The 20,337-nt window shown below is 40.3% G+C and carries 21 protein-coding genes; 9 read left to right on the top strand and 12 right to left on the bottom strand.

Features of this window, described 5'->3' with window-relative positions:
• Positions 1-72 precede the first annotated feature (72 nt).
• Entirely contained in the window at positions 73-1,122 is a 1,050-nt protein-coding gene (gene rfbB, locus NK987_RS02600) for a dTDP-glucose 4,6-dehydratase (protein WP_259262593.1), read from the top strand.
• Between the two features lie 75 nt (positions 1,123-1,197).
• Here the strand turns inward: rfbB and NK987_RS02595 are convergent, their stop codons facing one another.
• Positions 1,198-4,359 carry a WD40/YVTN/BNR-like repeat-containing protein gene (locus NK987_RS02595; protein ID WP_420841160.1) on the bottom strand — a complete coding sequence of 1,054 codons (3,162 nt, stop codon included), beginning with the start codon at positions 4,357-4,359 and terminating at the stop codon, positions 1,198-1,200.
• A gap of 391 nt (positions 4,360-4,750) precedes the next feature.
• Between NK987_RS02595 and NK987_RS02590 the strand changes: the two genes are divergently transcribed.
• The 3 genes from NK987_RS02590 (at position 4,751) to NK987_RS02580 (ending at position 7,238) form a co-directional block, all read left to right on the top strand.
• Positions 4,751-5,911, top strand: coding sequence for a LysM peptidoglycan-binding domain-containing protein (locus NK987_RS02590; RefSeq protein ID WP_259262591.1), 1,161 nt, complete (start codon positions 4,751-4,753; stop codon positions 5,909-5,911).
• 186 nt (positions 5,912-6,097) lie between these two features.
• Positions 6,098-6,472 carry a hypothetical protein gene (locus tag NK987_RS02585; protein WP_338021185.1) on the top strand — a complete coding sequence of 125 codons (375 nt, stop codon included), beginning with the start codon at positions 6,098-6,100 and terminating at the stop codon, positions 6,470-6,472.
• Between the two features lies 1 nt (position 6,473).
• Positions 6,474-7,238 (top strand): TIGR02757 family protein, encoded by a 765-nt coding sequence (locus NK987_RS02580; RefSeq protein ID WP_259262589.1) that lies wholly within the window; start codon positions 6,474-6,476, stop codon positions 7,236-7,238.
• A 23-nt stretch (positions 7,239-7,261) separates the two neighbouring features.
• Here NK987_RS02580 and pyrE read toward each other — a convergent pair whose 3' ends face one another.
• On the bottom strand, positions 7,262-7,906 hold the full coding sequence (gene pyrE, locus NK987_RS02575) for an orotate phosphoribosyltransferase (RefSeq protein ID WP_259262588.1): 645 nt from the start codon (positions 7,904-7,906) through the stop codon (positions 7,262-7,264).
• A gap of 107 nt (positions 7,907-8,013) precedes the next feature.
• Here pyrE and NK987_RS02570 point away from each other — a divergent pair, with 107 nt between their 5' ends.
• Complete coding sequence (locus tag NK987_RS02570; protein ID WP_259262587.1) at positions 8,014-8,697, top strand: NUDIX hydrolase; 684 nt, start codon at positions 8,014-8,016, stop codon at positions 8,695-8,697.
• Here NK987_RS02570 and coaD read toward each other — a convergent pair.
• From coaD to NK987_RS02550, 4 genes are read right to left on the bottom strand one after another with little or no spacing between them, the layout of a single operon-like run.
• Positions 8,688-9,143 (bottom strand): pantetheine-phosphate adenylyltransferase, encoded by a 456-nt coding sequence (gene coaD / locus NK987_RS02565; RefSeq protein WP_258421937.1) that lies wholly within the window; start codon positions 9,141-9,143, stop codon positions 8,688-8,690. The genes NK987_RS02570 and coaD overlap by 10 nt on opposite strands.
• 11 nt (positions 9,144-9,154) lie before the next feature.
• On the bottom strand, positions 9,155-9,988 hold the full coding sequence (locus tag NK987_RS02560; RefSeq protein WP_258421938.1) for a DUF3822 family protein: 834 nt from the start codon (positions 9,986-9,988) through the stop codon (positions 9,155-9,157).
• 2 nt (positions 9,989-9,990) lie between these two features.
• On the bottom strand, positions 9,991-10,572 hold the full coding sequence (locus NK987_RS02555; protein WP_258421939.1) for a hypothetical protein: 582 nt from the start codon (positions 10,570-10,572) through the stop codon (positions 9,991-9,993).
• 52 nt (positions 10,573-10,624) lie between these two features.
• A complete protein-coding gene (locus tag NK987_RS02550; RefSeq protein ID WP_259262586.1) occupies positions 10,625-11,128 on the bottom strand; it encodes an NUDIX domain-containing protein in 504 nt (167 codons plus the stop codon).
• Positions 11,129-11,153: 25 nt separating this feature from the next.
• Between NK987_RS02550 and NK987_RS02545 the strand changes: the two genes are divergently transcribed.
• Together NK987_RS02545 and NK987_RS02540 are read left to right on the top strand one after the other, a co-directional pair.
• Positions 11,154-12,599 (top strand): ATP-dependent DNA helicase, encoded by a 1,446-nt coding sequence (locus NK987_RS02545; RefSeq protein WP_420841159.1) that lies wholly within the window; start codon positions 11,154-11,156, stop codon positions 12,597-12,599.
• Positions 12,600-12,618: 19 nt separating this feature from the next.
• Positions 12,619-13,005, top strand: a complete 387-nt coding sequence (locus NK987_RS02540; RefSeq protein ID WP_258421942.1) for a DUF1573 domain-containing protein — start codon at positions 12,619-12,621, stop codon at positions 13,003-13,005.
• A 63-nt stretch (positions 13,006-13,068) separates the two neighbouring features.
• Here NK987_RS02540 and NK987_RS02535 read toward each other — a convergent pair whose 3' ends face one another.
• The 6 genes from NK987_RS02535 to NK987_RS02510 form a co-directional block, all read right to left on the bottom strand.
• Positions 13,069-13,683 (bottom strand): DUF4377 domain-containing protein, encoded by a 615-nt coding sequence (locus NK987_RS02535; RefSeq protein ID WP_259262584.1) that lies wholly within the window; start codon positions 13,681-13,683, stop codon positions 13,069-13,071.
• Positions 13,684-13,874: 191 nt separating this feature from the next.
• A complete protein-coding gene (locus NK987_RS02530) occupies positions 13,875-14,576 on the bottom strand; it encodes an SGNH/GDSL hydrolase family protein (protein ID WP_259262583.1) in 702 nt (233 codons plus the stop codon).
• 7 nt (positions 14,577-14,583) lie between these two features.
• Positions 14,584-15,627 (bottom strand): S66 peptidase family protein, encoded by a 1,044-nt coding sequence (locus tag NK987_RS02525; RefSeq protein ID WP_259262582.1) that lies wholly within the window; start codon positions 15,625-15,627, stop codon positions 14,584-14,586.
• A 107-nt stretch (positions 15,628-15,734) separates the two neighbouring features.
• Entirely contained in the window at positions 15,735-17,039 is a 1,305-nt protein-coding gene (locus NK987_RS02520; RefSeq protein ID WP_259262581.1) for a D-alanyl-D-alanine carboxypeptidase, read from the bottom strand.
• Between the two features lie 5 nt (positions 17,040-17,044).
• Positions 17,045-17,425 carry a DUF423 domain-containing protein gene (locus NK987_RS02515; RefSeq protein WP_259262580.1) on the bottom strand — a complete coding sequence of 127 codons (381 nt, stop codon included), beginning with the start codon at positions 17,423-17,425 and terminating at the stop codon, positions 17,045-17,047.
• A 3-nt stretch (positions 17,426-17,428) separates the two neighbouring features.
• Positions 17,429-18,103, bottom strand: a complete 675-nt coding sequence (locus NK987_RS02510) for a YggS family pyridoxal phosphate-dependent enzyme (protein ID WP_259262579.1) — start codon at positions 18,101-18,103, stop codon at positions 17,429-17,431.
• Positions 18,104-18,138: 35 nt separating this feature from the next.
• Here NK987_RS02510 and NK987_RS02505 point away from each other — a divergent pair, with 35 nt between their 5' ends.
• Positions 18,139-19,689 carry a GH3 auxin-responsive promoter family protein gene (locus NK987_RS02505; RefSeq protein WP_259262578.1) on the top strand — a complete coding sequence of 517 codons (1,551 nt, stop codon included), beginning with the start codon at positions 18,139-18,141 and terminating at the stop codon, positions 19,687-19,689.
• Complete coding sequence (locus NK987_RS02500) at positions 19,686-20,324, top strand: LysE family translocator (protein ID WP_258421950.1); 639 nt, start codon at positions 19,686-19,688, stop codon at positions 20,322-20,324. The genes NK987_RS02505 and NK987_RS02500 overlap by 4 nt, the downstream gene beginning before the upstream one ends.
• The last annotated feature ends 13 nt before the right edge of the window (positions 20,325-20,337 follow it).

Below are 20,337 nucleotides of genomic sequence, written 5' to 3'. Positions count from 1 at the left end.
CGCTGATAGTCAAATTGCTTTGGAGTAAAAAACTGTTACTTCTTCAATTTTCCATCTTTTCAATTCGCAAGTATGAAAAAAAACATCCTCATCACAGGAGGTGCGGGATTTATTGGCTGTCATGTTGTTCAGCTTTTTGTCCAAAAATACCCCGAATACCATATCATCAATCTGGATTGCCTGACTTATGCAGGCAACCTTGAAAACCTAAGCCAAATCGAAAATGCTCCAAATTACACTTTTGAAAAAGTCGATATTTTGGATGTAGAGGCTTTGACTTCTGTTTTTGAAAAATATCAAATTACAGACGTGATCCATTTGGCAGCAGAATCCCATGTAGATAGGTCTATTACCGATCCTTTGGCATTTGTCAAAACAAATATCATCGGCACCGTCAATCTACTGAATGTCGCAAAGTCATATTGGAAAGATCTGGAAAACCACCTTTTCTACCATGTCTCTACAGATGAGGTTTATGGATCCTTGGATCATGGAGGATTCTTTACAGAAACTACACCTTACGATCCTCAATCTCCTTATTCAGCTTCAAAAGCAGCCTCGGATCATTTTGTAAGGGCTTACAGCAATACTTACAAATTAAAAACCGTCATTACCAACTGTTCCAATAATTACGGGCCAAACCAATTTCCTGAAAAGCTGATTCCGCTTTGTATCAACAATATAAAAAATAACCGACCGCTCCCGGTGTATGGAAAAGGTGAAAACATCAGGGATTGGTTGTATGTCGTGGACCACGCAAGAGCCATTGACATGGTGTTTCACAAAGGAAAAAGCGGGGAAACATATAACATTGGGGGTTTCAATGAATGGATGAATATTGACATTGTGAAACTTCTCTGTCAAAAGATGGACGAAAAACTCGGAAGGGAAATAGGGACATCTGAAAAGCTAATCACCTATGTCAAAGACCGCGCAGGACATGACCTGAGGTATGCCATAGACGCTTCCAAAATCCAAAAAGAGCTAGGATGGGAGCCAAGTCTACAGTTTGAAGAAGGAATCAGCAAAACCATAGATTGGTATTTGGAGAATGAAACTTGGCTTGATAATGTGACTTCGGGGAATTACCAAAAATATTATCAGGACCATTATGGTAAATGATTTTCCCATTTGACTATAAACGAAAAACACCCGGCCATTTGGCCGGGTGTTTTTCGTTTTAAGGATAAGTTGCTTTTACTTTACCTCAACTTTTTCGATTTCCTTGAAGATATCAATCTGAGTGGCTTTTGCTTTTTCCTCAAATTGCTTCCAGTCATTTTCGAAGAAATCAGTCCAGACTTTCATTGCGGACTCTGCACTTTCTTTAGCCTGTTGCAATAACCTCATTTCAGTTGGTCCAGGAGCAGAGTTTGAAGAATTGGCATAACTTCTTGGAGCAAAAAGTCTTGTCATGGTGCTTGGATAAAGGTTTCGCACAATTCCCTGGCCTTCTCTTGTTGGTCCGTAGAATTCTTCCCTTGTAGAATCCACTTTCTTTTTCGTTTCATTGGCTAATTTGACCAAAGCTTTCACTTCCTCATTATCCACATCTTTGGCATAAGCCAATAGCTTGTCTATAGTTTTTTTGACATCATCCAATTGTCTGGTTGCTTTCATGACCTCTCCAGTAAGGGCCTCGGTCTGTTTGATAAATTCCTCTCTTGCTTTCAGGTCCGCCAAGTTTGGTTGGATTCTAGGGTCTGAATACACCATGATAGAAGTTTCGGCCGTGTCTTCTCCATATTTGAATACTATTTTATATTTGCCGGGTAATGCATCGCCGCCACTGGCTTCATAGAATCCACGGGACCTACCACCTTGGCCTCCGCCACCGCCACCAAATGAAGGTGTTTCAACTGAGGACTTTCTGTCAAGATTCCAAGAAACCCTATTTACTCCTTGATTTGGAAGTCGCTTGATTGTTCGGATCTGTTCACCTTGTTCATTGAAAATAGATACTACTACTGAATCAAGTTTTTCTTTGCCGGGATCATTGAGAATAAAACTCAACCTTCCGCCAAAATCCCTGTTTTCAGCTGCATATTTACCATCAGCAGGAAATCTTTCCCCATGAGGTTGATGGATTTCTGCTTGGTAGGCATCAGGTGAGGAGATAGCGGTAAGCTTATTTGTAGGGGTTTTTCCCATATTTTTCGCAAATTCCCTTAAAGGTCTGATATCATCAAGGACATAAATTGACCTTCCAAAGGTTCCGATCACCAAGTCTGCTTCTCTTTCCTGAATGACTATATCATAGGTAGAAACAGCATTTGGATAACCATGCCTCCATTTATTCCAGGTTTTGGCATTGTCAAAACTCACATAAAGTCCGTATTCAGTTCCCAAGAAAACCAGGTTTGGTTCTACCGGATCCTGGACTATTGATAGAGTATAGCCCCAAACTTTGGTATCATCTGCTATCCTTTCATAAGTACCTCCATAGTTTTTGGTTCTGTATGCATAGGCAGAAAAGTCATTGTTCCGGTAGTTGTTTGCAATGATCCAAGCTTCACCTGCATCGTATTTGGATGCCTGAATTTGTGGAATCCAACTTGCTTTGGGAAGTCCCGTCAACTTAGCGGAGGTATTGGTCCAGGTTTTTCCACCGTCTTTGGTTACCTGTACATTTCCGTCATCTGTACCAACCCATATCACATTTGGATCCACCGGGCTTGGAGCGATGGCAATGATGGTGGTATGATTTTCCGCGCCGGTTACATCAAAGGTCAAACCTCCAGTTTCTTGTTGCTTTTGTTTTTCAGGATCATTGGTGGTCAAATCAGGGGAGATAATCTCCCAGGTCTCACCACGGTCTGTACTTTTATGCAAAAACTGACTTCCATAATAAATCGTAGTCTGACTGTATGGATCCTGTGCGATGGCAGCATTCCAGTTGAATCTCAAAAAGACATCCTTGTCAGGATGGGTCGGTCTGACGGTTCTTGTATGCCCTGTTTCTTTGTCATATCGTCCTACATTTCCTCCTTGGGACATGGCGTATCCATATCTGGAATCAGCAGGATCTGGTACTACATCGAATCCATCGCCAAACATGATTTCTTGCCAGTAAGTGTTTCTGATCCCATCTCTTCTCCATACATATGAAGGGCCAACCCAGCTCCCATTGTCTTGAAGGCCACCATAAATATTATATGGAACTTCATTGTCAACATTGATATGGTACCATTGTCCTACCGGGATATTTTCGGCAAAATACCAGGTTTTTCCTCCATCCCGGGTGATATTCAATCCTCCGTCATTCCCGTCGATCATCAATTTTGGATCATTGGGATTGATATACCAAGCGTGGTGATCCGGATGAACACCCTCATAAGAAAGCATTTGGGTAAAGGAACGTCCGCCATCCTCGCTCATTCCGACTCTTGAATAAAGCGTATATATTCTGTCAGCATTTTTTGGATCTGCATGGATTTCAAAATAATAGAAAGGCCTGTCTCCAATTTCAGGTTTGTCGTTGACTAACTTGAAATTACTTCCTCCATCCTCAGATACATACAATGCATTTTTGGAAGATTCGATCAATGCATATACCTTTTGGCTGTTTGCCTGGGACATGGCCAATCCCATCCTTCCAAGATCACCTTTAGGCAATCCGTTTTTATCATCCAGTTCTTTCCATGTTTCCCCTCCGTCTATGGTTACATGAAGTCCAGAACTGGGACCTCCGGATTTGAAAAACCAAGGATACCTTCTGTGTTCCCACATATTGACAAAAATCTTGTTGGGGTTGTTAGGATCCATGATCATTTCACCTACACCTGTTTTGGCATCGATGTAAAGTATTTTTTTCCAGATTTTACCTCCATCAGTAGTTTTGTATACGCCACGGTCCTCTTGCTCTCCCCAGGGAGAACCGATGGCACCGACGTATACTGTATTGGGATCATCAGGATGCACGATGATTCTGTGGATGGCTTTGGTCTTTTCCAAGCCCATTGACTGCCAAGTTTGACCGGCATCCATGGAACGGTATACACCAAGACCCATGTTGAGTGAGTTTCTTGGATTTCCTTCTCCTGTTCCTACCCAAATGATGTTTGGGTTTTTTTGATAAATGGAAATTGCGCCGATAGAATGTACTTTTTCTTCATCAAATATCGGAGTCCAGGTGATTCCTCCGGATGTGGATTTCCATAGCCCACCGGACGCTGAACCGGCATAAATAATTTGAGGATTTTCATCAACCGCATCTATGGCTGTGATCCTACCGCTCATGGCAGCAGGCCCCACACTTCTGGCTTTCATGGATTTGAACTGATCCATGTCCACCTTCTGGGCAAACAACGGCGGTTGAAAGGGGAACATCAGCAGTATCAACAAACTCAGAAAGCCCATTTGGGTTAGTATTCTTTTTTTCATAGGGACAAATTTTGTTTTCTAGATATTAAATAAATCCAAATCATTCAGGTAAAATATTCTTTTGATACAAGGGGGGTAATGGTTTGATGGATGGAGGATTGATTTTTCCGTTGCCAAAATAATTACCGGCGGATTTCTTTGATCAAGGATCATATACAGGGAAATTGAATTTTGAAGGATTCCTAAACAAGTTTTTATTGAAGGAAAAAGATATTCCATTTTCATTTTTTTTGCCTTTATTCCTATAATAAACCTAAGTTTAACCGTTGATGATCCATGGGAAAGATTGTCCTTGGCAAGTGAAAGTTTCCTTGCAAATGAAAAAATAAATCTGAACTTTGTACGCAAATAAGTAGGTTACACATACATGAAGAAGATTGCAATTTTAGGATTTTGTCTGGCTTTTGGGTTTCAGGTCAATGCAAAAGAATTAGTATCAAGAGATTCCGTAGGGATTGAAAAGGTGGGAAATAAGACTTTTATCATCCACCAAGTTGAAGAGAAAGAAACACTTTTTGGGATATCAAGAAGGTATCAGGTAGCAGTCAACGATGTTATCGAAAGCAACCCGCTTCTTTCTGAAGGAATAAAAATAGGTCAACGGATCAGAATTCCTTTTATCACAAAATCAGCAATTCCTTCAGGTTCAACACTTCATAAAGTAATTCCCGGAGAAACAATGTTTTCTATTTCAAAAAAATACGGCGTATCTGTAAATGATATTTTGAGCTGGAACAGCCTCCAAGGAGCTGACCTGAGTGTGGGACAATCTCTCGTAATCAAAGGTGTAGAGCAAAAACCTGCGCCTATACAAGCGGAAACTTTACCTGCCGCACTACCCAAGGAGCAAAAAACAACTCCTGCTGTTACCACGACTCCTGCTCCGGCAAAAACAATAGCAGAAGCAAAACCTGAAGTAAAAAAAGAACCAACAACTGCTACGACAAACTCGACGGCTCCTGTAAAGACGAATGTTAATACAAATTTGCCGGGAGATTGGATAACCCATACAGTGGTTCAGGGCGAAACACTTTTTTCCATTTCTCAAAAATATAATGCCAACGTAAAGGACATCCAATCTTGGAATGGTTTGGGCTCAAACAGTATTTCGATAGGGCAAAAACTCAAAGTGGGTAGAGAAGCAAATTCAAACGTTCCTGTGGTCACTTCCTCCGTTCCTGTTATCATCAACAATGAGAAAACCAATGCCACATTGAATACTACAAAATCTTCGGAAAGTAACTCAGAGGCAAGTACTGCTTATAAAAACATCAAAGAAACAGGATTAGCTGAAGTTATAGAGGGAACGGCCAACCATAAAAAATACCTTGTCTTACACAAAGAAGCTCCCGTAGGTACCATCATGAGAGTAAGGAACGAGGAAAATGACATCACTATTTTTGCAAGGGTGGTGGGAAAACTTCCGGATACAGGCGACAACAGCAAGCTAGTGGTGAAGTTGTCAAAAGCAGCATATGACCAACTTAGAGCGGTTAATCCAAGATTTCCCGTTGAGGTTTCTTATTGATATTGCATGAACAAATTCCAACTGATATTCCATCACTTTTTCAGGTTTATATGGAACACAATATTTGTGTTGACATACCCCATTTTGGCTTCATTTGGATTGGTCTTTATCGGGATAACATACATTTTTTCCTTATTGTCGCGTATTCTTGCCGGCATTAGAAAGGGCAAAAAAACAGAAATTCTAATGAATTCAGATTGGCTTGTTTTGCCTCAGACAGATGGTTTGTTGGAGGCTAAAATGTATAAACAAATCATGTTTGGACCATCTTGCTTTCAGTTGAGAAGGATAGATGGAGTACCCTCAGTCCTTCAGGACCATTATTTTGGAAACAAGGTCAGGTTTATTGAAGAGGGAATTTTACTTGAGAAATGGAACAGCACTGATTCCAAGGAATTGCCTGATTTTGATATCTGCCTTTATAATCCTGATGAAGACAGCCTTACTTCCCTGACCAACATTAAATGTTTTGATTGGCATCTATCCGAAAAAGAAAACAATAATCTTTCTTTTAAATGGTTTGATGGTATTCAGGGCGGAGAGGTCAAAGTGGCACTCTAAGATGGATCTAAAATCTTTTTTGGATCAAAAAACAGATCAATACAATAGGTTGGGATTTATTGAGCTCGACCCTATTTCTATCCCACACCGATATACTGGCAAACAGGACATTGAAATAGCGGGATTTTTTGCAGCCACCTTGGCTTGGGGCCAGCGAAAAACCATCATCAGCAAATGCCTTCAGTTATTGGAAATGATGGATCATTCGCCATATCAATTCATGATTCATCATACTGAATCAGACCTGAAGCCTTTTTTGAATTTCAAGCACCGAACTTTCAATGATCTGGATACGCTGTATTTTATTCAGTTTTTCTCTTCGTTTTACAAAGAACATCAATCATTAGAAAGTGCTTTTGTCATTGGATGGAATGAAGATGTAGAAATCATGTCAATTCTTTTGAAGAATTTTCATCAGTATTTCTTCCGGCATCCATTTGCTCCTAACAGAACAAAAAAGCATGTCGCCACTCCTGATCGAAATTCTGCTTGTAAGCGGTTGAATATGTTTTTAAGATGGATGGTGAGAAAAGATGAGAAAGGGGTGGATTTTGGACTTTGGAATACCATCCAACCCTATCAGCTGATTTGCCCTTGCGATCTACATGTAGATAGGGTAGCAAGAAAATTGGGATTGATTACCAGAAAGCAGACGGATTGGGGTACTGCCTTGGAACTTACCAAAAAGCTCAGAGAATTTGATCCCGTGGATCCTGTAAAATATGACTTTGCTTTGTTTGGATTGGGAGTAGAGGAGAAGTTTTAGGTATCTTCCCCTCTAATCTATTTTTATTTAGGCCATTCTGATGGATTTTTTCTCCATTCTACCAGAGATGCTAATGTATAGTCATCAATAAAATCATCTGCAAGGGCCTGGGGAAGCATTGAAGAATAATCACTAAGACAAACCAATTTCACTCCTGCCTCCTCAAAGTTTTGCTTGGCTACATCAAATCCATATGTGAAAATCGCCATCATTCCCAAAACCTCAAAACCGGCAGCTTTCAAGTCTGCCACAGCCTTCAAAGAGCTTCCGCCGGTGGATACCAGGTCTTCGATGACTACTACTTTTTGACCAGGAGTGACTTTACCCTCAATCATATTTTCCATTCCGTGTCCTTTGGCCTTGGATCTCACATACAAAAAGGGAAGATCCATTTTGTCGGCAAGAAGGGCACCCTGTGGTATGCCTGCTGTGGCCACTCCTGCAATGGCTTCCACGTTGGGGAAATATTCCTGTACCGCTTCAATGAGCTTGTTTTTGATGAATTTCCTGACCTTCGGATAGGACAAGGCTAGCCGGTTGTCACAATAGATGGGAGATTTCCATCCCGAAGCCCATGTAAAGGGATTGTTTGGCTGAAGTCTGATTGCCTCAATTTCCAAAAGCTTTGCAGCCACTTCTGAGGCTGTTTTTTTGTCAAATATTTCCATGGTCTAAAATTAAGGTATAAATTCTAAGTGGGGATTGTGCAGGCTTAAAAATTTTATGCATTTTTGGCCAACTTACATTCAAAACCGAGGAACAGGATTTTCATCAAATGAGAATTTTCATCAACGACAAACCACTTGAGCTTTTTACTCCTGAGGAACTGCCAAAAGACAGAACTTTTGAAGTAGTATATGACCACCCCGCTGATATTCCCGGTACAGGAGAATTTCACGATGATGTATTGATTGTTGAGCCATCCAAAGATGTGATCATCAAATTACTTTATCTGCTCAGAACACGAAAACTCAAAAACCTGGATTCTGTCAGCCTTGTCTGTAAAGATAAACCCGGAATGAAATCATTTATCAAAAGCAGGTTTACTGTCATTAAGGCTGCAGGAGGTATCGTGGTCAAAGATGACAAGGCACTTTTCATTTTCAGGTTGGGCAAATGGGATTTGCCAAAAGGAAAATTTGACAAAGGAGAAACTCCCGCTCAATGCGCTCTCAGAGAAGTAGAAGAGGAGTGTGGTATCAAAGTCAAACTTGGACCCAAAATCATCAATACTTGGCATACCTATACCCAAGACAGGAAAAGTATCTTGAAAAAGACATATTGGTATGTTATGGAAAGTACCAATGATTCAGGCATGAAACCTCAGAAAGAAGAGGGAATCGTTGACATAAGATGGATGGGACATCAGGAAGCAAAAACAGCCTTAGTCAATTCCTATCCTTCTATGCGGTATTTATATAAGCAATTTTTGAAAATTATCCCTAAAATTCACAATTGATAGGGAAGATATTCTGATACATCCCCATTGTATCGGTGGACTTCACGGATGATGGTAGAACTCACAGCAGCATACTTGGATGAAGTGATCAGAAAAACAGTCTCCAAATCAGGATTGAGGTTGCGGTTCATCTGGCTGATAGTATTTTCATATTCAAAATCAATTATATTTCTTAATCCTCTGACCAAAAAATTTGCTCCTTGGGTTTTTGCAAGTGATGAGGTGAGTTCATTATATACCAAAACTTTTACCCTATCATTTCCAACATAAAGACTGCTGATTTTTTCCACCATTATGTCAATTTCGAAATACCTGTTTTTTTTGGCAGAATTGTAACCGATAGCAACGATTACCTCATCAAAAAGCTTCAGACTCCTTAAAACAATATCATGGTGGCCTTTGGTAAAAGGATCAAATGAACCTGGAAACAGGGCAATTTTTTTCATCTGTTGTTAGTTTAGGGTAATTCCCAATAGGATTCAAATATCTCAGGTTTTTGAAAAATCTCGGCACCTTCATGGTACTGGATATTTGAAAATGGGGTAGAGATTTTAAAATTTTTGAAATATAAATTCCCCCAAAGTTCATCAATGCCATAACGCATAGAATCACCAAACACTGAAATCCGACAAAAAGCCCTATTGAAATTGAGTTGATGTACCACTCCAAATAAGTATTTTAAAAAATCTTCTTTGTTTTGAATTTCAAATTTATTGAATAACGATAGTTCTTGATTGGTGAAAGCTATCAGGTAGAAAAATCCTTTTTGTACCAAAACCATGATTTCTTGGTTAAGTAAGTTGAATTTTTCTTTTACTGCAAAGGAAAGGAAGGAGGAAGCACCGTGGTGGAAAGTGATATCTGATTTGTCTTGAGACAATATATCAGCCAAGTCTTTATGAATGCTACCTACTAAATGGAGGTTATTGCTCGAAAGTGTGGTTTCGAATACATGGGTGTTTTCCTTTGGTTTTTCGGCAAAAAAAAGAAAAATCGAAGACAAAGAACTTTCAAACACTACTCCAGGTACCAAAGAAAATGAGGCAAGGTGATTAAAAACTTTGATTGGAACGTCAAGTTTAAGTAGTTTTTCGTCCTTCAGTTTGAAAGCCAAAAGCCTTGGACTCTCGAAAGATTGGCTATGAATGGCTAAAATCTTCCCGTTTTGGTCTTTGGCAAAATAAAAATAAAAACCATCAAATAAGAAAAGCGATAAACTTGACACCGCTTGGGCATCAAATTTATCGCATTGAATTTTTTGTTGGATACTATATTCAGTCTGGATGGCCAAAATTACTCCCAGTTACCTGAAGTAGAAGAATCAGTTCTAGATCCAACTCGAAGTGCTTTTTCTTTGTTGTTCAGTCTTCTTTTGGGGTTGATTGGATCAGGATCCCTAATTTCGAATACAGGGATTTCTCTTTGGGTTCTTTCTACTTTGTCAGCAAAAAACTCGAACTGCTTTCCGCCTGAACCCGGCACAATATGCATGTTATCAATATTGAAATTCGGATATTTCCTTTCATTGAACAAGGAATCAATTACTTCCACGGATCCTAGGGTGTCATATTGAACCGAAATTTCTTCTTTACCGTATTCAAGAAGTTTGGTTGTTTCGGTTCTTTGAACAAGCCAGATTTTACCCTCTTCGATAAATTTCTTTAAATCATTCCAGTTTCCGGCATATACGCCGTTTGATGCCAAATATGCGACTTGGGCATCTCTGAGCATCTGAAGTTTTTCGATAATCCTAGCTTCGGTAGCTATGATCAGTTTTTCTTGCTGCATTACATCGTCCACACTTTTGTAGAGGAAATACCCAAGGGCAAGAGCGGAAATTAAGAAGACAATCGATAAAATTCTGGATAGTGTCATTTTTTGGATTGATTAGAACTTTTAATTAGGTTGATGGTGTATAATCAAGATGCTATTTTATAGAATTATTTTCAAAATTAAAATAACCTTTCCATAATCTCGCATCATTCACGGATTTTATTCCCCAAAAAAGGCGGTGTTTCTCCTCATTTTTGATGGATGACAATATATCGATGTCGAGAAACTGTATTTCAGTGATCAACTGCTTGTCATTTGGCAGCTCCGGATCTTTGCCAATTATCAGTTTTCCTCCTGTTTGCCTCACTTCAAAATAAAGTTCAACCGCATGGAGTGGTGGATTTAAATATTCGTAATTGCATAAAAAATTTTCAACAGATATTTCAATACCTGTTTCTTCAAGAAATTCCCGCTTTAAGTTTTCGCTGCTTGAGCTACCATATTTCATTCCTCCTCCAGGGACATTCCAAAAGTACTTTCCGTTACCCATGTCGTGTTTGATCATCAGGATTTTTTCATCATGTATCAAAACCCCATTGACTCTTGTCCTCAACCTGCCCCCAAATTTCTCATGAAGTTCCTTTTCCGAAATTGTCATATTAGCCTTAGCTTCGTCTCTGATGATGGGTAAAGATAATCAAGACACTTTAAAGCCTTCCGCCTTATTAAAAAGAAATTTTCCTTTTGAGCCTACATCGGGTCAAATGGATTTTTTCATGCATATGGATGGATTTTTAACCCTGAAGTCTGCCGGAAGTAAGACTTTTTTGCTAAGGGGATATGCCGGTACGGGAAAAACATCCCTTGTTTCTGCCTTGGTCAAAACCCTCCCGAGGATCAAACTCAAATCACTTTTGCTTGCACCCACAGGAAGGGCAGCCAAAGTTATGGGAAACTATAGCAATAAAGCAGCATTTACCATCCACAAAATCATCTATAAGCCAAAAGGGGAGGCGGGTGATTTGGGACAGGGATTTGTGCTTCAGAAAAATTATTTCAAAGATACACTGTTTATAGTCGATGAGGCTTCCATGCTTTCCGATGATTCCACCTCAGGGCGGAGTTTGTTGCGGGATTTGATACAATTTATATTTCAGGAATCAAGCAATCTTTTAATATTGGTTGGAGACATTGCCCAATTGCCCCCTGTGGGAAGTTCATCAAGTCCTGGATTGGATAAAGATTACTTAGTCAGAAACTTCAGACTAGAGGTAAATGGAGTGGAGTTGAAGGAGGTAATGCGGCAGCAGTTGACTTCGGGGATTTTATATAATGCCACACAACTTAGACAAACACTCACCAAAGAAACACCTTCTGTTGAAATGGTGACTTCAGGGTTCAGGGATTTTTACAGGATGACCGGGGAAAGATTGGAAGATGGCCTTCGATATGCCTATGAAAAATACGGGATCGAAAATACAACGATCATTACCAGATCAAATAAATCAGCCGTCCAATACAATCAATATATAAGAAGGACCATTCACTTTTACGAGGATGAAATAGCTGCCGGAGACATGCTCATGATAGTCAAAAACAATTACGTGTATATGGCAGAATCCGAGAAAGTGAACTTTCTTGCAAACGGCGATTTTGCTGAGGTAGTCAAAATCAGGTCATTTGAAGAAATGTATGGTCTGAGATTTGCTACCTTGGAATTGAGGCTTATCGATTATCCCGATGAACCTTATTTTGAAGCAAAAGTAGTCCTCGATACTTTGTATAGCCCACATCCCGCTTTGAGTCCGGACCAATACAGGGAATTGTACAGACAGGTTTCGGAAGATTATGCAGATGTTGCAAACAAGACTGAAAGAATGGAATTGATAAAAAAAGATTCTTATCTTTCGGCCTTACAGGTCAAGTTTGCGTATGCATTGACGTGTCATAAAGCACAGGGTGGACAGTGGGATGCCGTATTTGTAGATCAGGGTTATCTGACCGAAGACATGGTAAATCAAGACTATATCCGATGGCTTTATACAGCAATGACCAGGGCAAAGAAAGAGCTGTTTATGGTGAACTTTCACCCGAAATTTTACCTTAATGTAAATGATTTAGAAGTATAACACCTAAATACAATCAAAAATGAAAAAGACCCTTTTATTCGTGGTGGCTGTCCTGATGACATTCACCGTTTACTCGCAAGATCAAAAAGGACCCGTAATCGAGTTCCAAGTCAAAGAAAAAGACTTTGGCAGCATTACCCAAGGTGACAAAGTGGAGCATGTCTTTACTTTTAAGAACACGGGGGATTCACCTCTCAAAATCCAAAATGTGGCAGTCACTTGTGGCTGTACCGCTCCAAACTGGCCTAAAGATGCCATTGCTCCGGGAGCGACAGGAGAATTGAAAGTAGTCTACAACTCAGCTGGCAAAATGGGAACTCAGAATCCCATAATCAGGATCTATTCCAATGCCTCAGAACCTATCGAAAAGGTATCTTTGAAAGTAAATGTGCTTCCTAAAACTTAAGTGATTTAAAAATCAAATGTAAAGCCGATAACAAAAAATGTTGTCGGCTTTTTTTATGATTTTTTAATCCACATTGCGTAATATCATCAAAGGAGTGCCGTCATTTGTGGACAAATAAAGCCTGTTGTTTTCAATCTTGTATTTTTTGATTTCACTAAAAGCCTGCGTCACTCCCCTTTCCAAAATCATTTCAGCTTGGGGACAGGCCATCATCGTACTCATCAGATTTCCGAATTCAATTTCTGTTTCTGTCAGTTTTGTGATGGGTCCCCTTACCGTGTTGCAACCCGAAAACCCAAAAATACCCCCTTCTTCAGCATTGAATTCGAAAATCAAGGGTTTGTCCATTCCTGTGGGATTTTTCATTTCACCAATACTTTCCAACCTCCAAATATTCGTTATCCGCAAGGTCAAGTCGGGTTTTTCAGAAATCACTTCTATTAAAGTGTATCTTAGACTTGATGCATCAGCAGGAATGGGAGGAGGGAGTTGCTCTACATTGACTTTGATGCGGTAAATGTTTCCGAGTTTGTAATCAAATCCTTCGATATTACTGAAAAAATTCAACCATTTTCCTTCCTCGATTTCTGCACCTTCCTGGATCTGAAGGCAAGTCATCGGGCCAACTCCCTGACAGGGAAGTTTTGTGCTGTTTATCCAAAATACTTTTTCTTCCATATTCTGGTTTTCAGATAATTTGGTTGATTTGCAGGAATACATTATGATTAAAAATATTCCAAAAGAGAAGATCAGAAGACGTTTCATTTTTATACTATTTGGTTTGTTCTTGATCCAAGACGAAGGTTAACACTCTTTTGATTGAAGATTTTACCCTTCAGAAAGTTAAAAAGTCCTAAATGCGATTTTCCTTAGAAGGTCATATCAGTGAGAATCACATTTACCAGTTTCTCCGCCCAGGATTTGTAAACCAATTCACTTGGATGGAGCTTGTCTTCGACGACCATTTCGGGCAAAGCACCGACTTTTCTGTATTCTTCCGTGATATCGATGTAATACACGCCTAATTCTTTGGAAATTCGTTCCTTGGCTATATTGTAAGCATCAATTTCCTTGGCTACTTTTTCCCTGTCTGTACCCCTGTCAGTTGCAAAAGGAGTAACTCCCCAATCGGGAATGGAAATGACCACAACACGCTTTGGGTTTCCTTTGGCAAATCGAATGGTTTTGGTCAGCATTTTCCTGAATTCAGTCTCGTAATCAGAGACAGGTCGCCCCCTGTATTGGTTGTTGACTCCGATCAAAAGCGTGACCAAATCATAGGTTTTGCCTTGGATCCCTGCTGCCTCAATACCTTGGTCCAATTCGTCGGTCGTCCACCCGGTTTTTGCTATGATGGTTGGTTTTTCAAAAATCATGCTTTTTGATTTCAGGATTTCTACAGCTTGGTTAGGGTATCTTCCTGATTCTTCGACCCCCTCACCGATTGTATAGGAATCTCCCAAAGCCAGATAGGTGTATGTTTTTTCTTCCATTATGTCAGTTTTTTCTTTTTCTATGCAGCCTAGATAAAGGCCTGAAATCATTAAAATAATGAGTGCGAATGGTTTCATGTAAAGATTATTTAGATTTAAAAATACCTTCAGTCAAGGTAAATGTCCCAGCATCAGCATCCATTTCTACATTTGCGCCGCAGGGAACAATAAACTGCTTCGCAACATGCCCGATCATCGCACCCCGGTAAGAGGGGATATTCAGCGGGAGAATGTAATCATCCAAAATATCATCCAAAGTCAGCGAACCATAACCTCCGCCGGGATTGCAATCCGTACATTGCCCAAAAATAAATCCTTTGATCTTGGCCAATGTCCCGTTGAGTTTTAATGTGCTAAACATCCTGTCAATCTTATAAGGATCTTCTCCGATATCTTCCACAAAGAGGATTGCATCTTTGAAATCAGGATAATAAGGTGTCCCAGACAAGGAACTCAACACGGTCAGGTTTCCTCCCAGGATCTTTCCTGAAGCTTTTCCACCTATTAATGTCTGGATCCGGTTTTGCTTTACTATCAAATCATCTCCTTTGACTTGTTCATTCTGAAAAACAGGCAATGTTTTGTCAAAGAACAGTTTTTGAAATTGGCTTACATTGAAATTGTTCCAGCTTCCGGTACCGTTAGGTCCGTGGAAAGTGATCAAACCTGTCTGTGAATGGATGGCACAATGTAAAGCGGTTATATCGGAATAACCCAAAATCGGTTTTGGGTTCTTTTTGATCAAGTTATAATCGATCAGATCAAGAATCCTCGCAGCGCCTGAACCTCCCCGAATGCATATGACCGCTTTGACTTCCGGATCGGCAAACATTCTGTTGAGGTCATCCGCGCGCTCCTGATCTGAACCTGCAAGGTGGCCACGCCTGTTTTTAAGATTTTCCCCAAGTTTAACCTGAAGGCCTAAAGCTTCTAAAGACTCTTTTGCAAACTCAAACTGAATACGCTCTGAGGTAGCGGCAGAAGGACTGATCAAACCGACCAAATCACCTTTACCAAATGGCATTGGATGAAGACTTTTTTTCGGGTCCTCAGATTTGGGAAGGAAAGAAACAAATGGTAAAGTACCGACACCAAGAAGGGCTGATTTTATAAAGTGGCGTTTGTTCATTTGATTTTTCTATTTAAACTAGTTTTAAATCTCAAATTTCAACCTAAGAAAAGCGAATTTTATTCCAATGTTGCTTTAATGCAGTAGTAAAACAGGGTATTCTAGAATTAGAATTTCTCCTTGATATATAGCATGACCTTTTCCATCTCTCTCCGTACTTCCGGGGCTTTGTTGAGGTAGTTGTTATTCATAAAGGCAAATGAATACACCTTTCCCGAGTCAACTTTGATATAGCCCACAAGGGCATGGTTGTTGGCCACGGTACCTGTTTTTGCAAAGATGTAAGGAGTTCGTGCTTTGTAATTGTTTTTTAAAGTGCCGCTGATGCCACCCTGTGGGAGGAGTTGCATTACTTGATTCCGGGGTATCTCTTTTTCTATTTTGACCAAAAGGGAAACCATGGACCGCGGCGTAATCAGGTTATGCCGGGAAAGTCCCGATCCATCTACCCATTTTGGCCGGTCAGCAAGATCCGACAAATAAGTTTTTTGAATGTATTCAATGATTCTTTCCGAATTGAGTTCCAAAAACTGTTTGTCAGACATCATCAAGAGCAGCTGCTCGGCAATGAAATTGTCACTTTCCTGAAGCATTTCTATCCAAAGCGGTTCAAGGGCTCCTCCATAAAAAACCTGATGATCCATTGGGAGACTTTCATCCGCAACAGTGATGTTTTTTTTCAATTCTTCCCCAGCCAAAAATGCAAATGTCACAGCCGAAGTGATAAAAGGGATTTCAGACTTGGTTTCTGTATAAGTGTCAGGATTGAAATAAAAGGCATTCTCATGCAATTGCCTTTCTACGCCTTTGTTTGTTTTGTCCGGGTTGATGGAGACTTTCCCGAAATATGGGATATTGGCTTTGGGAACCCTCTTTTGGTTGGTGAAGGTGACAAAATTCCCATAGATGGGAAATGGGGATTTCTCGGCAGAATAGTAATAATAATAATCGTCCCACTGCCAACCGTAGCCAAAAGCTTCGTCTTTCCAGTTTTTGTCAGAGAATTGGATGGTTTCAAATTTTTGAAGAAATCCATCAATATCAGGTTGCGGGAGTTTACTGTATTTCCATCCCGGATATCCTGTTCCCCAAATTGTAATTTGCTTTCCGTTTTCTACATATCGGAATGCAGGTAAGCTGTCGTTCAGCATCATGATGCTTCCATAAAAAGTCAGGAGTTTTGTGGTGGAAGCCGGGATGAAATTCATGTGGCTGTTTTTTTCAAAAATGACCCTTTGGCTGTCCGGTTCAAAAAGAATGAATCCTGTCAGGTGATTTCCAAAAAATGATTTCTCATTGAGAAGACTATCCAAGCCTGCATATTTAGCCCTGAAATCAGCTTCCTGTCCCCAAAGAGGGGAGAGGAAGAAAAATGCGAGGAATAAGGGGAGGATGGTTTTTTTAATATCCATTGAAATCAGATTCCTTGTTTTTTTCCAGCCCAAAACAAAAACAACCAACCCACAATAAACGCAACTCCGCCCAAAGGCGTAATGGCGCCAAGCCAAGTGATTCCGGTCAGTGAAAGGACATACAGCGAACCTGAAAAAATGAGGATTCCTAATAGAAAGGACCACATGGCTTTCACTAATATTTTTCTTTCGGGCTGAAAATGATACCAAACAGCTACTGCCAACATGGCCAAAGCGTGGTAAAAATGATATTTGACGGCCGTTTCAAAAGTTTCCAACCTTCCATTGGATTCCAAAATCGGCTCCAAACCATGTGCCCCAAAAGCACCTACTCCCACTGCCGTCGCGCCAACAATTGCTGCTATTTGAATAAAATTAACCTTCATAATCTATTTGTATTCTCTTTCGCCAAAAATGGCAGTTCCGATCCTGACCATGGTACTGCCTTCTTCTTGGGCTATGATGAAGTCCCCGCTCATTCCCATGGAAATCTCTTTCAGGTCAAAGTTTGGCGGAAGGGCTTTGTTTTTTAATTTGTCGAATATTGATTTCAAATACCGGAATTCCTGTCGGACAATTTCCTCATTGTCAGTAAAAGTAGCCATTCCCATCAAACCTACGACTTTGATGTTTTTCATATTTTTTACAGCTTCACTCTGAACCAGTTCCTCCAGTTCTTTTTCGTCTAGACCGAATTTGCTTTCTTCTTTTGCAATGTACACCTGCAGAAGACAATGGATAACCCTGTCTGCTTTTTCAGCCTGTTTGTTGATTTCTGTAAGGAGCTTCAGGGAATCCACGCCATGGATCAGATAAATGAACGGGGCAATGTACTTTACTTTGTTGCTCTGCAGGTGTCCGATAAAATGCCAACGGATATCCTTTGGAAGCGCAGCCTGTTTTTCTTCCAATTCCTGTACTTTGTTTTCGCCAAAATCCCTGACTCCAAGTTCATAGGCTTCCCTAATGGCATCTACGGGATGGGTCTTACTGACTGCCACCAATAGACATGCGGGATTTACAAATGTATTTTTTAATGATAGGAGGTTTTCTTTGATACTCATTCTGTATTTTTGGCCTATTCAACTCAAACAAAGATATGGCGATATTGGGTACATTGCTAAAAAAAGGTATCAGATTAAGGGATTCTTTGGTTCAGGAATACAGTTCTCCTTTGGACCTTCAAAAAGAGGAACTCAAAAAATTACTGATCAAAGCCAAGGATACCGAATTTGGGAGAAAATATAATTTTGACCTTATTTTGAGGGAGTTTAAAAAAGGCGATACTGATTTTTATAGCATATTTTCCAAGCAGATTCCGATTTACAGTTACAATACAATATACAATGAATGGTGGTACAGGCTCAAAGGAGGGGAAAAGAATGTCACCTGGCCTGGAGCAATCCGTCATTTTGCGTTGACTTCGGGAACCTCGGGTGCTGCTTCCAAATATATCCCGATTACCAAGGATATGGTAAAAGCCATCAGGAAAACCGGAGTTCGGCAGATTTTGTCTCTTTCTAAATATGACCTTCCTGACAAATTGTTTACCAAAGGGATTTTGATGTTGGGTGGCAGTACTGACCTGGAGTTTAACGGCACTTACTTTTCGGGAGACCTCAGCGGAATCACGACAGGCAGGTTGCCGATATGGTTTCAGCGCTTTTATAAACCCGGAAAAAAAATTTCCAAAAATAAAAACTGGGGTGATAAGCTCGATCAAATAGTAGAAAAAGCGCCTGATTGGGATATTGGTATCATCGTAGGTGTGCCAGCTTGGCTTCAGATTTTACTGGAAAAAATCATCAAGCGGTATAAGCTCAAGACCATACATGACCTATGGCCAAACCTCAAAATCTTTGTTCATGGCGGGGTTTCCTTTGAGCCATACAAACACGGGTTTGAAAGACTTCTTGAGAAACCTTTGATATACATGGAGACCTATCTGGCTTCTGAAGGTTTTTTGGCTTTTCAGGCTTTACCCGACAGGAGAACAATGAGGCTGGTCCTGAACAATGGGATTTTCCATGAATTTATACCCTTCAACGAAGATAATTTTGATGCTGACGGAGAAATACTTCCAAATGCCAAAACACTTAAAATCGATGAAGTAGAAGAGGAAGTCGATTATGCTTTGCTCATCAGCACATGCGCCGGTGCATGGCGTTATTTGATCGGTGATGTCATCCGCTTCGCGTCCAAAGATGAATGTGAAATTTATATCACAGGTAGGACCAAGCATTTTTTGAGCCTTTGTGGGGAGCACCTTTCGATGGACAATATGAACAGGGCCGTAGAATTGGTCTCCGAAGAACTCAACTTGAATATCAGAGAATTTACCGTGATCGGTCTGCCACATGGTTCGCTCTTTATGCACCATTGGTTTGTGGGGACTGATGACCTGATAGATAAGGCATTGCTTCTCCAAAAGATTGATGATAGCCTCAAGCAACTTAATGATGACTATGTTGTAGAGAGGAAGCATGCCCTGAAAGAAGTGAAGCTGACGATGCTGTCTCCTTCTGTTTTTTACGATTGGCTCAAATCCAAAGGAAAAGAAGGAGGACAGAATAAATTTCCGAGAGTATTGAAAGGGGAGAAGGCGGAGCAATGGATGGGTTTCTTAAAAGAAAACGGCATCATAAAATGAGTCAGGCGCTTTGGGAAGGCATCAGCATGGGGCTGGTATTGTCGGCAATGATAGGTCCGGTATTTTTTGCTTTGGTCCAAAAAAGCCTTGAAAACGGCTTTAGGTATGCAGCTATCATGGCGCTGGGAATTCTGCTTTCAGATTTGATTTATGTGTTGATTACCTATTTCAGTGTTTCTTTTTTTGCGCAATATCCTTACTTCGAAATCATCCTCGGTTATGCCGGCGGGACGGTGTTGATAGGCTTTGGGATTTCCAGTATCCTGAAAAAAAACCAAAACCGGCCCAATACAGGAGGCATTCCATTGCCCAAAGCCAAAAAAAGAAACGGATTTATGAAAGGTTTTGGCATAAACGGCATCAATCCTTTTGTGTTACTTTTCTGGGTCTCGATTGCCAGTCTTGTCAACCTCAAACAGGAGTATAGGAGGATTGATATTTGGTTCTACTATGCAGGGATCTTACTGACGGTATTCAGCATTGACCTGCTAAAATCCTTTATCGCCAAGCAGCTTTCCGGTTTTGTCACCCCAAAACTGATGTTCAGGCTAAATATCTTGGTAGGATTTATCCTGATTTTCTTCGGAAGTAAATTGGTAAAGTTTGCTTGGGACAAACAGGTTTTGATGGGTTGAGCTGGATTTTTAA

The sequence above is a fragment of the Aquiflexum gelatinilyticum genome, from assembly GCF_024813435.1.
Classification (GTDB): Bacteria; Bacteroidota; Bacteroidia; order Cytophagales; family Cyclobacteriaceae; genus Cognataquiflexum; species Cognataquiflexum gelatinilyticum.
Note: the sequence above shows the minus strand (reverse complement) of the source record. Positions and strands in the feature narration are given on the sequence as shown.